This window comes from Microbacterium pseudoresistens (assembly GCF_013409745.1).
GTDB lineage: Bacteria > Actinomycetota > Actinomycetes > Actinomycetales > Microbacteriaceae > Microbacterium > Microbacterium pseudoresistens.
The window spans coordinates 2,496,383-2,509,205 of sequence record NZ_JACCBH010000001.1 but is presented as its reverse complement, the minus strand read 5'-3'; the positions used below and the strand labels follow the sequence as shown (position 1 = coordinate 2,509,205).

General features: G+C 69.9%; 15 protein-coding genes. 7 read left to right on the top strand and 8 right to left on the bottom strand.

Going from position 1 to position 12,823, the window contains the following annotated elements; genetic code table 11:
• Positions 1-22: 22 nt before the first annotated feature.
• From BKA02_RS12335 to pdhA, 3 genes are read right to left on the bottom strand one after another with little or no spacing between them, the layout of a single operon-like run.
• Entirely contained in the window at positions 23-1,432 is a 1,410-nt protein-coding gene (locus BKA02_RS12335; RefSeq protein ID WP_179434450.1) for a dihydrolipoamide acetyltransferase family protein, read from the bottom strand.
• A complete protein-coding gene (locus BKA02_RS12330) occupies positions 1,429-2,439 on the bottom strand; it encodes an alpha-ketoacid dehydrogenase subunit beta (RefSeq protein WP_179434448.1) in 1,011 nt (336 codons plus the stop codon). The genes BKA02_RS12335 and BKA02_RS12330 overlap by 4 nt, the downstream gene beginning before the upstream one ends.
• Position 2,440: 1 nt before the next feature.
• Entirely contained in the window at positions 2,441-3,553 is a 1,113-nt protein-coding gene (gene pdhA / locus BKA02_RS12325) for a pyruvate dehydrogenase (acetyl-transferring) E1 component subunit alpha (protein ID WP_179435468.1), read from the bottom strand.
• A gap of 158 nt (positions 3,554-3,711) precedes the next feature.
• On the opposite strand from pdhA, the gene BKA02_RS12320 reads away from it, so the two are divergent.
• Positions 3,712-4,185: an Lrp/AsnC family transcriptional regulator gene (locus BKA02_RS12320; RefSeq protein WP_179434446.1), complete on the top strand. Its 474-nt coding sequence runs from the start codon at positions 3,712-3,714 to the stop codon at positions 4,183-4,185.
• On the opposite strand, the gene BKA02_RS12315 is transcribed toward BKA02_RS12320, so the two are convergent.
• Positions 4,157-5,056: an alpha/beta fold hydrolase gene (locus BKA02_RS12315; protein WP_179434444.1), complete on the bottom strand. Its 900-nt coding sequence runs from the start codon at positions 5,054-5,056 to the stop codon at positions 4,157-4,159. The two genes, BKA02_RS12320 and BKA02_RS12315, sit on opposite strands and share 29 nt — an antisense overlap.
• A 97-nt stretch (positions 5,057-5,153) precedes the next feature.
• Here BKA02_RS12315 and BKA02_RS12310 point away from each other — a divergent pair, with 97 nt between their 5' ends.
• Together BKA02_RS12310 and BKA02_RS12305 are read left to right on the top strand one after the other, a co-directional pair.
• On the top strand, positions 5,154-5,870 hold the full coding sequence (locus BKA02_RS12310; protein WP_179434442.1) for a 3'-5' exonuclease: 717 nt from the start codon (positions 5,154-5,156) through the stop codon (positions 5,868-5,870).
• Positions 5,871-5,933: 63 nt separating this feature from the next.
• Positions 5,934-6,230 carry a hypothetical protein gene (locus BKA02_RS12305; protein WP_179434441.1) on the top strand — a complete coding sequence of 99 codons (297 nt, stop codon included), beginning with the start codon at positions 5,934-5,936 and terminating at the stop codon, positions 6,228-6,230.
• 73 nt (positions 6,231-6,303) lie between these two features.
• Here BKA02_RS12305 and BKA02_RS12300 read toward each other — a convergent pair whose 3' ends face one another.
• The 3 genes from BKA02_RS12300 to glgA all read right to left on the bottom strand — a co-directional run bounded on the left by BKA02_RS12300 (position 6,304) and on the right by glgA (position 8,637).
• Positions 6,304-6,552, bottom strand: coding sequence for a type B 50S ribosomal protein L31 (locus BKA02_RS12300; RefSeq protein ID WP_040164482.1), 249 nt, complete (start codon positions 6,550-6,552; stop codon positions 6,304-6,306).
• 84 nt (positions 6,553-6,636) lie between these two features.
• On the bottom strand, positions 6,637-7,422 hold the full coding sequence (locus BKA02_RS12295) for an ABC transporter ATP-binding protein (RefSeq protein WP_179434439.1): 786 nt from the start codon (positions 7,420-7,422) through the stop codon (positions 6,637-6,639).
• Positions 7,423-7,431: 9 nt separating this feature from the next.
• The gene (gene glgA / locus BKA02_RS12290; protein ID WP_179434437.1) at positions 7,432-8,637 is read right to left on the bottom strand and encodes a glycogen synthase; all 1,206 of its coding nucleotides are present in this window, start codon (positions 8,635-8,637) and stop codon (positions 7,432-7,434) included.
• 46 nt (positions 8,638-8,683) lie between these two features.
• Between glgA and BKA02_RS12285 the strand changes: the two genes are divergently transcribed.
• From BKA02_RS12285 to BKA02_RS12275, 3 genes are all read left to right on the top strand, one after another.
• Positions 8,684-9,928, top strand: a complete 1,245-nt coding sequence (locus tag BKA02_RS12285) for a glucose-1-phosphate adenylyltransferase (RefSeq protein WP_179434435.1) — start codon at positions 8,684-8,686, stop codon at positions 9,926-9,928.
• Positions 9,929-9,962: 34 nt separating this feature from the next.
• The gene (gene serB, locus BKA02_RS12280; protein WP_179434433.1) at positions 9,963-10,601 is read left to right on the top strand and encodes a phosphoserine phosphatase SerB; all 639 of its coding nucleotides are present in this window, start codon (positions 9,963-9,965) and stop codon (positions 10,599-10,601) included.
• A gap of 62 nt (positions 10,602-10,663) precedes the next feature.
• Positions 10,664-11,356 carry an alpha/beta fold hydrolase gene (locus BKA02_RS12275; RefSeq protein WP_179434431.1) on the top strand — a complete coding sequence of 231 codons (693 nt, stop codon included), beginning with the start codon at positions 10,664-10,666 and terminating at the stop codon, positions 11,354-11,356.
• A gap of 9 nt (positions 11,357-11,365) precedes the next feature.
• Here BKA02_RS12275 and BKA02_RS12270 read toward each other — a convergent pair whose 3' ends face one another.
• Positions 11,366-12,073 (bottom strand): beta-ketoacyl-ACP reductase, encoded by a 708-nt coding sequence (locus BKA02_RS12270; protein WP_179434429.1) that lies wholly within the window; start codon positions 12,071-12,073, stop codon positions 11,366-11,368.
• A gap of 100 nt (positions 12,074-12,173) precedes the next feature.
• Between BKA02_RS12270 and BKA02_RS12265 the strand changes: the two genes are divergently transcribed.
• Positions 12,174-12,770: a DUF4190 domain-containing protein gene (locus tag BKA02_RS12265; protein ID WP_179434427.1), complete on the top strand. Its 597-nt coding sequence runs from the start codon at positions 12,174-12,176 to the stop codon at positions 12,768-12,770.
• Positions 12,771-12,823 lie beyond the last annotated feature (53 nt).

Sequence of the window (12,823 nt, the reverse complement as noted above, 5' to 3'; positions counted from 1 at the left end):
CCGGTACGACGGCGTCGTCAGCTCAGCCGAGGAGCATCGCCCTGCCCGGCTCCTGCAGCACGTCGGCCACGGCTCTGAGGAACTGCGCACCCTCGGCGCCGTCCACGATGCGGTGGTCGAACGACAGACTCAGTGTCATGACGTCGCGCAACGCGATCTGCCCCTCATGCTCCCACGGCGTCTTCCGCACGGCACCCGTGGCGAGGATGCCGGTCTGACCAGGGGGAAGGATCGGAGTTCCCGCCTCGACGCCGAAGACGCCGATGTTGGTCAGCGAGAAGTTCCCGCCCAGGAGATCCGCCGGGGCCGTCTTGCCCGATCGCGCCGTCGCGGTCAAATCGCCCAGCTGCTCGGCGAGACCGGTGAGCGAGAGACGCTGCGCGTCACGGAGCACGGGCACGATCAGCCCGCGGTCGGTGGCGGCCGCGATGCCCAGGTCGACGAAGCCGTTCTGCACGATCTCGCCCGACTCCTCGTCCCACGTGGAGTTCAGGCCCGGGTAGGCGGGAAGCGCCAGGCACACGGCCTTGGCCACGATCGCGAGCACCCCGATCCGCAGCGGCGAGCCGTCGCGTGCGTCGACGATCCGCTTGTCCGCGCGCAGCGACGCGACGAGCTCCATCGTCGCCGTGACGTCGACGGTGTGGAAGGTGGTGACGTGAGGCGCCGAGAAGGCGCTTCGCACCATGGCCTCGGCGGTGTGCTTGCGCACTCCCCGCACGGGGATACGCACCGTCGGGCGCGCGTCGGAACCGGTGTGCGACCGCAACGACGGATCGGGCCGCGACTCGCGCGAGATCGTATCGGATTCGCGCACGCCGACGCGCTCGCGGTAGTCGTCGACGTCGGTGCGCGTGATCACCCTGTCGCCGAGTTCCGCCGCCACGAGGGCGAGGTCGACGCCGAGCGACTTGGCGTACGCACGCACGGGCGGGGTCGAGCGGGGTCGCTCCTGCCCCGTGAGCACGGGTTCGGCGGTGACGACCGCATCGTGCGGCGCGGCCTCCAACACGCTCGTGTCCGAGGTGTGCGGCGCACTGTTCACGCGGCGGGCGCGACGCGCCGGCCGGTTCCTTCCGCGCGGAGCGGCGCCGTAGCCGACGAGGTTCGGCTGGGCCGCATCGTCCTCCCCCGCCTCCTCCGCATCGACCATCGTCGCCTGCGCCGCCACGGCCCGGGGCTCGGGCTCGTCTCCTGCCACGTCGAAGTCGATCAGCGGCGCGCCCACCTCGACCGTGTCGCCCGCGGCGGCGTGCAGCACGGCTACCGTGCCGTCGAACGGCGAAGGCAGTTCCACCACGGCCTTGGCCGTCTCGACCTCGGCGAGGGTCTGGTTGAGCTCGACCTCGTCGCCCTCGGCGACGAGCCACTGCACGATGTCGGCCTCGGCCAGCCCCTCGCCCAGATCGGGAAGGCGGAACTCCTGCTTCATCGCTCTGCTCCTGTCATGCTGCGAGGCTCGTCCATGACGCGGTCGACCGCATCGAGGATGCGATCCAGGTCGGGCAGATGATGCCTCTCGAGCTTGGCGGGCGGGTAGGGGATGTCGTGCCCGGTAACGCGCAGCGGCGCCGCTTCCAGCCACGTGAAGCACTTCTCCGTGATGCTCGCGATCACTTCGGCCGCGACTCCCGCCTCGCGCGAGGCCTCGTGCGCCACGACCACCCGGCCCGTGCGCCGCACCGAGGCGCACACCGTGTCGTAGTCGATGGGCGAGAGCGAGCGCAGATCGATGACCTCCAGGGAACGGCCCTCGTCCTCGGCGGCCTCGGCGGCATCCATCGCGGTGCCCACCATCGCGCCGTAGGTGACGATCGTGGCGTCGGTGCCCTGCCTGGCCACGCGAGCGAGCCCCATCGGTGGGGCGTCGGCGAGCGAGGCGTCGAGGTCGACCTCGCCCTTGGAGTGATAGAGGCGCTTCGGCTCGAAGAAGATCACCGGATCGTCACTGGCGATCGCCTGGCGCAGGCACACGTACGCGTCCTGCGGGTTCGACACGGCCACGACGCGCAGCCCCGCCGTGTGCACGAAGTACGCCTCGGGCGACTCCGAGTGGTGCTCGGCGGCGCCGATGCCGCCGGCCCAGGGGATGCGGATGGTGATCGGCATCTTCACCGCGCCCTGCGTGCGGTAGTGGAGTTTCGCGACCTGCGAGACGATCTGGTCGAACGCGGGGTAGACGAATCCATCGAACTGGATCTCGACGACCGGCCGGTATCCGCGCATCGCCAGCCCTACGGCGGTTCCCACGATGCCCGACTCCGCCAGAGGTGTGTCGATGACGCGGGCGGCGCCGAACGTGTCGAGCAACCCGTCGGTGATGCGGAAGACTCCGCCGAGTCGGCCGATGTCCTCGCCCAGCAGCACGATCTTCTCGTCGTCCTCCATCGCGCGGCGTAGTCCCGCGCCGAGCGCCTTGCCCAGGGTCAGCTCCGTCATCTCAGGCCCCCTCGAATGAGGCGAGGTACTGCGCATACGCCGCCTTCTGCTCGTCGAGCCCCGAGTGCGGCGCGGCATACACGCCGTCGAACACGGCCAGTGGCTCGCGCGTCGTCATACCCAGGCACGCCGCCCGCAGATCGCGTGCAGCGACGTCAGCGGCTCCGTGGATCTCCTCCGCCACGGCGTCGTCGAGCACGCCGTCGCGGCGCAGCAGCGCCTCCATGCGGGTGAGCGGATCCCGTGCCCGCCACGCCTCGAGCTCGTCTGCATCGCGGTAGCGGGTGGGATCGTCGGCCGTGGTGTGCGGGCCCATCCGGTAGGTGACGGCTTCGATGAACACCGGACCGTTGCCCGAGCGGGTGTGCTCGAGCGCCCACCGCATCGCGGCGAAGCACGCGAGCACGTCGTTGCCGTCCACGCGCAGACTCGGGATGCCGAACCCGGGTGCGCGTCCGGCGATCGGGTACTGCGACTGCACGGTCACGGGCTCCGAGATCGCCCAGTGATTGTTCTGGCACACGAAGACGACGGGGGCGCGGTACGACGAGGCGAAGATCATCGCCTCGTTGACGTCGCCCTGGCTCGTCGCGCCGTCGCCGAAATAGGTCACGGCCGTCTCGTCGGCGTGCTCGTGCAGGATGCCGAGCGCGTAGCCGACGGCGTGCAGCGTCTGCGCGCCGATGATGATCTGCAACGGCGCCATGTGCGTGACCGACGGGTCGTAGGCGGCCCCTTCCTCACCGCGCCACATGCGCACGAAGTCGCCGGGAGCGGCGTTGCGGGTGTACATCACGCCCGTCTCGCGGTAGCTCGGGAAGATCATGTCATTCGGGCGCAGGGCGCGCGCCGTGCCGATCTGCGCGGCCTCCTGGCCCTGGCACGGCGCCCAGAGGCCCAGCTGGCCCTGGCGCTGCAATGCCACGCCCTCGGCGTCGATGCGGCGGACGACGGCCATGTCCCGGTACAGCGCCAGCATCTGCGCGCTGTCGACGTCGCGGAGGAACGGGTCCAGAATCGTGTTCGCCCGACGGGTGCCGTCGGGCGCGAGAACCTGTTCGACGAGTGCGAGATCCGCCTCGGTGTCGGCGATCGGGGTGATGCTCGGTGACATCATCGTCCTCCTTCTGAGCGGCCTCCCTCGTGAGGAGACCGGGCGTCGTTGCCGTTGCTCAGAGGCTACGTCTGGCGAGCATCTGGCTCAAGCATTTCAGGACGCCTTGAGCATGTTGCCAAACAGAGCACTCGGGTTGCCTGGTACGGTTTGGCACTATGTCAGCACTCGATCGCACCGATCTGGACCTCCTTGACGCTCTCGCCTCGGAGCCCCGCGCGACCGTCGTCGCCCTGGCGGAGAAGCTCGGACTCTCCCGCAACACAGTCCAGGCGCGCATGACGCGTCTGGAGCAGACCGGCGTGTTCCTGCCCTATGAGCGGGCCTTCTCCCCCGCGGTGCTCGGATTCCCATTGCAGGCGTTCGTGAACATCGGCCTCCGCCAGACCGAGTTGCCCCGCATCATCTCCGAGCTCGCCCGCGTGCCCGAGGTCGTGCAGGCGCACGGCCTGAGCGGATCGGTCGATATCCTCGCGCGGGTCGCCTGCCGTGATGCGCGCCACCTGTTCGACACGGACGCTCGCATCCTCTCCATCGAGGGGGTCGAGCGCACCGAGACCTCCCTCGCGATGGGCGAGGTGATCCCGTTCCGGGTCGCGGGACTCATGGGACTTGCCCGCCGGGAGGGCTGAGGAAGCGTCGGATGGCGCCGGCCGCCTCCGCGGGGGTCTCGTAGTGGATCAGATGCCCCACCTGCGCGATCTCCACGAGTTCGGCGTCGGCGAACATGTCGGCCAGTTTCCGGACCTCCTCGATGGGGGTGATGTCATCGCGCTGGGCCGCCACGATCAGGGTCGGCACCGCGATCCGCGGAGCGGAGTCGCGAACGTCGTGCGACACGCTGGTGAGGAACGCGTCGCGCAACGTGGAGCGATCGGTGAAGCGCGAGAAGTACTCGTCGTGCTGCGCGTGCACGAAACGGCGCAGATCCCGGTCGCGCGTCTTGGCCATCGTCTCGCTCATGACGCGCACGATGGCGGGATGTCGCAGCAGCGCCGTTCCCCACGTCTCGGGCAGGCGCGCCCCCAGAGCGTAGTAGAGGACCGCGAGCCGGGTCATCACTCCCTTAGGGCCCTCCAGCGCGGGCGCGCCGATGGGGTTGATGAGGATCAGTCGTGGCGTCGGAAGTCCATCGGCGACGGCCGCGGCTGTCACGATAGAGCCGAAGGAGTGCCCGAGGATCACGGCGCCGGGCGCGACGGCCGTGACGAACTCCGTGAGCCACGCGGCGTACGCGGCGAGGTCGTGCGTGTGGCCGGGCAGCGGCGCCGTCTCGCCGAATCCAGGGAGGTCGGGCATGATCACCCGGATGCCGGGCAGGTAGGCGACGACCGGCTCGAGACCGTGATGCTCGCCGCGGAAGCCGTGCACGGCGACGATGGTGTGCGACGCATCCTCCGGCCCGTACGTCCAGTAGGCGGTCGAGCCGCCGAGCACCGGCACCTCTCCGCGGGTGACCGGGATCGTACGGAGCCGGGAGTCGTACGGAGAGGGAACGGTCACCCCCGAAGTCTACGGCCGACCGCCTCTCCGCCCGTGAGCATGGCACCGCGCCGCGCGCCCTCGCGCCGATGTCGGCACCCGCTCGTACGGTGAGCACATGGACGACCGCAGCGATCCCCCGGCCTGGCTCTCGCGCATCGGGGTCTTCGACCTCGAGACGACCGGGATCGATGTGAGCACCGATCGCATCGTCTCCGCCCATGTGGGCGTGCTCGATTCGCACGGCCACGAGATCGCCTCTCGCAGCTGGATCGCCGACCCGGGAGTTCCCATCCCGGCGGGAGCCGCCGCCATCCACGGCATCACCACCGAGCGCGCGCGACGCGAGGGAGACCCCGCCGCGCAGGTGGTCTCCCAGATTGCGACAGCACTGCAGTCGCTACTCGTCCAGGGCGTGCCCCTCGTCGCGTACAACGCGTCCTACGACCTCTCCCTCCTCCGGCACGAGTGCCTGCGGCACGGGATCGCCCCGCTCGACGATCCCCGTCCCGTCATCGATCCGCTCGTGATCGACAAGGCCGTCGACCGGTACCGACGCGGCAAGCGCACGCTCGAGGTGGTGTGCGAGCACTACGGCGTGGTGCTCGACGGCGCGCACGACGCCTCGGCCGACGCCGTGGCAGCCGGGCGCGTGGCGCAGGCCATCGCCGCGCGATACGCCCTACCGCCGTCGGCCGCCGAACTGCACACGCGCCAGATCGGATGGGCGAGGGATCAGGCCGAGAGCCTCACCGAGTACTTCATCGGCATCGGGCGGCTGGATCCCGAAGACGCCCTCGACGGTGCCTGGCCGCTGCGCGGCGCCGTCGGCTGACCGCGGCATATGTCAGCCTCTGGATGGATGCCGCGTGCCGGGGCGTCGCTCTAGCCTAAGAGCATGAACGAGGCCATCGGGTGGACCCTGATCGTGTCTGTGCTGCTCCTCGGCCCGGTTCTGCTCTTCATCGGACTGCAGCAGGCGTTCTCCCGGCGTCCTGTCGAAGAGAAGTATCGCGGGCGCGGCGGCGGCGTCGGCGGCGCCTTCGACGCGGTGTGGTCGCCGTCGGCGCATGAGGCGGGGAGCGAGCGGGATCGCCAGCGCCGCGCCTCCGTACCCGCCCCGAGCCCCGACAAGGGACCGGGAAGGATCGTGGACGAGCACCGCATCGTCATCGAGATCGACGATCGGGAGTGACCCGTGTCACGCCGCGAGCGGACACGACGAAAGGCCCCGCCATCCGAGGATGACGAGGCCTTCGTGACGGCGCTTACTTGCCGAAGTTCTTGAAGCGCTGGTTGAACTTCTCGACGCGACCGGCCGAGTCCATGATGCGCTGCTTGCCCGTGTAGAACGGGTGCGAGGCCGAGGAGATCTCGACGTCGATGACGGGGTACTCCACGCCGTCCAGCTCGATCGTCTTGTCGCTGGTGACGGTCGAACGGGTGAGGAACGTCTCGCCCGAGCCGAGGTCACGGAAAACGACGGCCTGGTAGTCGGGGTGAATGTCAGTCTTCATGCGGAATCCTTGCGGAGATGGTGTGGGAGGAAGTCTCGTGGGCACGCCGGGCGCCAGCGACCAAGTCTATCAGATGACGTGCGATCAGCTCGCGGCACGCGCGGCGTAGCGGCCGTCGACGTGATCCAGCGTGATGGGCATCCCGAACGTCTGACCGAGATTCTCGGCGGTCAGCGCCTCGGCGATCGGGCCCGCGGCGACGATGGCTCCCTCGCGCAGCAGCAGCACGTGCGTGAAGCCCCGCGGGATCTCCTCGACGTGGTGCGTGACCATGATCATCGCCGGTGTGGTCGGCGACTGCGCGTAGCCGCCCAGAAGGGCAAGAAGCTCTTCGCGCGAACCCAGATCGAGGCTCGCCGACGGCTCGTCGAGCAGCAGAAGCTCCGGATCGGTCATCACGGCGCGGGCGATCTGCACCCGCTTCTGCTCGCCGTCGCTGAGCGTGCCGAACAAGCGGTCAGCCAGGTGCCCGAGCTTCCACTGGTCGAGCACGCGCTTCGCGCGGCGCTCGTCTATGCTCTCGTAGGACTCGTTCCAGCGACCCATGACCGAGTACGCCGCCGTCATCACGGTGTCGAGCACCGTCTCCTCCGCGGGGATGCGGCGCGCCATCGACGACGAGGCGAAACCGATGCGCGGGCGCAGCTCGAAGACGTCGGTGCGACCGAGCCGCTCGCCGAGGATCTCGACCGAGCCCGTGGTCGGGTGCATGAGCGTGTCGGCGAGCTGGAGCACCGTCGTCTTGCCTGCGCCATTGGGGCCGAGCACCACCCAGCGCTCATCCGCGGCGACCGACCAGGTCACGTGATCGACGATGTTGCGGCCGTCGCGACGCACGACGACATCCGAGAACTCGAGGACGCCAGGCATGCCGCCAGCCTATCGGCTCCCCGCCGCCGATCCGGGCAGCAGGCGAGCGTACAGGTCGCGCGTCGCCTGGGCGATCGTCCCCCAGCTGAACTCCCGCGCCGCCCGCTCGCGCCCCGCTCTGCCGTACTCGGCCGCGCGCGCCGGGTCCGTCGCGACCTCCGCGAGGGTCTGGGCGAGGTCGGCCACGAAGCGCTCGGGATCGAGCGGGGTGCCCGTGCCGTCCTGCATCTGCTCGATGGGGACGAGCCGGCCCGTCACGCCGTCGTCGACGACCTCCGGGATGCCGCCGGTCGCGGTGCCGACGACCGCGGCCCCGCAGGCCATCGCCTCGAGGTTCACGATGCCGAGCGGCTCGTACACCGACGGGCATACGAACGCGGTCGCCGCGGTGAGCAGAGCGCTCAGTTCGTCGCGCGGCAGCATCCGCTCGATCCACACGACGCCCTCGCGCGTGCTCTGCAGCCCGCGCACCAGCTCCTGCACCTCGGCCATGATCTCGGCCGTGTCGGGGGCGCCCGCGCACAGCACGAGCTGCACCTCGGGCGGCAGCAGTGCGGCGGCGCGCAGCAGGTACGGCAGCCCCTTCTGCCTGGTGATGCGCCCGACGAAGATCACGCACGGGCGGTCAGGGTCGATGCCCTGCGCACGCACGAAGGCCTCGTCGTCGACGGGATGCCATGCATCGACGTCGATTCCGTTGTGGATCACGTGCACGCGGCTCGGATCCACGGCCGGGTAGCTGCGCAGGATGTCGGCGCGCATGCCCGCGCTGACGGCGATCACGGCGGCCGCGTTCTCGTAAGCGAGCCTCTCGATCCCGCTCGAGACCGCGTATCCGCCGCCCAGCTGCTCGGCCTTCCACGGCCGCAGCGGCTCGAGGCTGTGCGCCGTCACGACGTGCGGGATGCCGTGCAGCTGCGAGGCGAGATGACCGGCGAAGTTCGCGTACCAGGTGTGGCTGTGCACGACATCGGCTCCGGCGATGTCCGGAGCGATGAGCAGGTCGGTGCCGAGGGTCTGCAGAGCGGCGTTCGCGGAGGCCAGTTCGACGGGCGCGAGGTACGACCGGGTGCCCGCCTCGTCGCGCGCCGCGCCGAAGGCGTGCACCCGCACATCGATGCTCCGTCGCAGGGCTCCGACGAGCTCCGCGACATGCACTCCGGCACCGCCGTAGATCTCCGGCGGGTATTCCTTCGTAACGATGTCGACGCGCATACCTGCACGGTAGTGCAACGCTGTGACGGGGATCTATGGTGGACGCATGTCGGCACCTAAGAAGGTCTTCGGGATCATCCTCGCCGGAGGCGAAGGCAAGCGTCTGATGCCCCTGACGGCCGACCGAGCGAAACCCGCGGTGCCCTTCGGCGGGCAGTACCGACTGATCGATTTCGCGATCTCGAACCTCATCAACTCCGGTCTGCAGCAGATCGTCGTGCTCACGCAGTACAAGTCCCACAGCCTCGACCGGCACATCTCGCAGACCTGGCGGATGTCGGCGCTGCTCGACTCGTACGTCACCTCGGTGCCCGCGCAGCAGCGGCTCGGCAAGCGATGGTTCTCGGGCTCGGCGGATGCCATTCTGCAGAGCCTGAACCTCGTCAACGACGAGAAGCCCGACATCGTGGTCGTCATCGGCGCCGACCACGTCTACCGGATGGACTTCCGGCAGATGCTCGACGCGCACGTCGCCTCGGGCGCCAGGGCGACGGTGGCCGGCATCCGGCAGCCGCTGGCCATGGCCTCGCAGTTCGGGGTGATCGACGTCGCCGCTGATGGATCGGGTCGCATCAACGAGTTCCTCGAGAAGCCCACCGATCCGTCGGGCCTGCCCGATGCGCCACACGAGGTGCTCGCCTCGATGGGCAACTACATCTTCGACGCGGATGCGCTCATCGCCGCCGTCGAGGCCGACGGAGAGGATCCCACCTCGAATCACGACATGGGCGGCGACATCGTGCCGTACTTCGTCGAGCGCGGCGAGGCGGGCTTCTACGACATGAAGCAGAACGAGGTGCCCGGTTCCTCCCCCCGCGATCGCTCCTACTGGCGCGATGTGGGCACCATCGACTCGTTCTTCGACGCGCATCGCGATCTCATCTCGACGCTGCCCGTGTTCAACCTCTACAACATGGAGTGGCCGATCCACTCGCAGGCCGTCAACTCGCCGCCCGCGAAGTTCGTCCGTGACTCCGTGGGGCGCATCGGCAACGCGATCGACTCGATCGTCTCGCTAGGCTCGGTGCTCTCCGGCACGCACCTGGAGCGCAGCGTGGTGGGGCCGTGGACGCTGGCGGGGGGCGGGTCGACGATCACCGATTCCGTGCTGTTCGACGGTGTGCGCGTGGGTCAGGGCGCCCGCGTCCATCATGCGATCCTCGACAAGAACGTCGTGCTCGCCGACGGCGCGACCGTCGGGGTGGATCGCGAGCGCGACGTGGAGCGCGGGTTCACCGTGACCGACTCCGGCATCACCGTCGTGGGCAAGGGCGTGCAGATCGAGCGGTGAATCCGCCGTCCCGCCGACCGGTACTCTCGGACGCGTGACCACCGCGCGCTTCCTCGTCGTCCTCGATGCCGACTCCACCCTGCTGCAGGACGAGGTGATCGAGCTGATCGCCGATGAGGCGGGGCGTCGCGCCGAGGTGCAGGCGGCGACCGAGGCCGCCATGCGCGGCGAGGTGGACTTCGCCATGAGCCTGCGCTCACGGGTGAGAGCCCTGACAGGAGTGCCGCTGGGCGCGCTCGACCACGTGCGCTCGCGGGTGCGCGCGACGGCGGGAGTCGGAGAGCTCACGGCCGCCGTGCACGAGCGGGGCGGTGTCGTCGGTGTCGTCTCCGGCGGCTTCCACGAGGTGCTCGACGAGATCGCCCCGGCGCTCGGCGTCGACCGCTGGCGCGCCAACCGGCTCGCCGTGACCGCAGGCGGGGCGCTTGCGGGCGAGGTCGACGGCGACATCGTCGACGCCGAGGCGAAGGCGTCGACGCTGCTCGCCTGGGCCGATGAGCTCGGGGTGCCCGCCACGCGCACGATCGCGATCGGCGACGGGGCGAACGATCTGCGGATGATGGCGGTCGCGGGCCTCGGGCTCGCCTTCAACGCGAAGCCCGCCGTGCGGCAGCGGGCCGACCTCGTCATCGGCGCGGTCGACCTCGCCCAGGTGATCCCGCTGCTGCCCTGACCCTGTCGCAGGCGGATGGCAGCTCGCCGCCGCATGTCGGCGGTCGAGGCTACCGTGGCCGCATGGACATCATTCTCGTACCGGGACTCTGGCTCGACGCCGCCTCGTGGAACCCGATCATCCCCGCCCTCGAGTCCGCGGGGCACCGCCCGCACGCCTTGACGATGCCGGGAGTCGGCGCGTCGGGAGCCGAGTCCGCGGGGATCGGCCTCGGCGACTGGGTCGCGGCGACGGTCGCCGGGATCGACGCCGCCGAGGGGCCGGTCGTGCTCGTGGGTCACTCGGGCGGCGGCAACGTCGTCTGGGCCGCCGCCGACGCGCGCCCGGACCGCGTTGCGCGCGTGATCTTCGTCGACACGGCACCGCCCGCCGATGGTTTCGGGATCTCCGAGTTCGAGATCGTCGACGGGGTCGTCCCCTTTCCCGGCTGGGACTTCTTCGACGACGGGGACGTCAGCGACCTCACCGCCGAGATCCGCCGGCGCACCGAGACTCTGGTGAGCAGCGTGCCCGCACGAGTGCCGACCGACCCGGTCTCTCTCCGTGACGAGCGCCGCTACGCGATCCCCGTGACGATGCTCATGGGCGGGATGTCGGAACAGGAGTTCGAGGAAGAAGTCGCGGGGTGGGGCTCTGCGGAAGACGAGTACCGTTCCATCAAGGATGCGGAGATCATCACCATCGGCTCCGGACACTGGCCCCAGTTCTCCGTGCCCGACCGCCTCGCCGAGCTGATCGTCGACGCGATCCGCTGACCCTCAGGCTCAGTGCCCCATGCCGAGACCGCCGTCGACCGGGATGACGGCACCGGAGATGTAGGCGGCGTCATCGGATGCCAGCCATGTCACGACCCCGGCGACCTCATCGGCCGTGGCGAATCGGCCGGCAGGGATGCTCGCCTTGTACTGCTTCTGCGTGTCTTCGGGAAGCTCGGCGGTCATGTCGGTCTCGATGAAGCCGGGAGCGACGACGTTCGCGGTGATGCCGCGCGATCCGAGTTCGCGGGTGAGCGAGCGGGCGAAGCCGACCAGGGCGCTCTTGGACGCGGAGTAGTTGATCTGCCCGGCCGAACCCAGCAGGCCCACGACGCTGGAGATGAGGATGACGCGGCCGAACCGGGCGCGGAGCATCCCCTTCGAGGCGCGCTTGACGACGCGGAACGTGCCGCCCAGGTTGGTGGCGACGACGCTGTCGAAGTCGTCCTCGGTCATCCGCAGCAGCAGAGTGTCCTTCGTGATCCCGGCGTTCGCGACGACGACCTCGACGGGCCCGAGCTTCTGCTCCACCTCGGTGAACGCCGCGTCCAACCCGGCGGAGTCGGTGACGTCTGCACGCACGGTGAGCGTGCCCTCCGGACCCTCGCCGCTGCGCGCGGTGACGGCGACCCGGTATCCGTCGTCGACGAAGCGCTCCGCGATCGCGCGGCCGATGCCGCGATTGCCACCGGTCACGAGTACGACGCGATCAGTCATCCGGTTCTCCCAAGGCTCGAGGTGTCGACGTGCAAGCCTACCGAGAGGATTGACAAGTCCGAGACGGGCCGGAAGCCTGGAAGACGAGCGGAAGGAACCCATGAGCGACGACAACGCGGCCGCGCGGCCGGATGAGACTCAGCCGTACCCGTCGCCGTACGGCGGCTACCCGGGGGCGCCCGCCCCGCGGCCAGCGCCCCCTGCAGCACAGCCGTATCCGCCTGCGCAGCCCTACCCCGGCGCCGCGTCATCACCTGCCCAGCCCTCTCCGAGCGCCCCGTCGTACCCCGGCGCCCCGCCGCAGCCCGCTGCGCAACCGTATGCCCCACCGCAGCCGTATGCGGCTGCACCGCCGGCCACCCCGGTGCAGCCGTACGCGCCGCACTACCCGTACGCCTCGGCGCCGTACGCCGCATTGCAGTCGACGAGCGGGCTGGCCGTCACCTCGCTCGTGTGCGGCATCGGCGGCCTCGCCCTCATCTGGATCGTCGTCCCGCTGCTCGCCTCGATCGCCGCCGTCATCACCGGTCACATGGCACTCAGCCGCCTGAAGACGACCCCGCACATCGGAGGCCGCGGCATGGCCATCACCGGCCTGATCCTCGGCTACGTCGGCGTGGCCGGGCTCGCGTTCATCGTGATCGGCTGGCTCGTGAGCGTGCTGTTCCTCGGTGCCTTTGCCGCGACGATGCGCTGACGACGCCTGATCCGCCCCCCTGCATCGGCGGATCGGATGGTGCACCGTGCAGC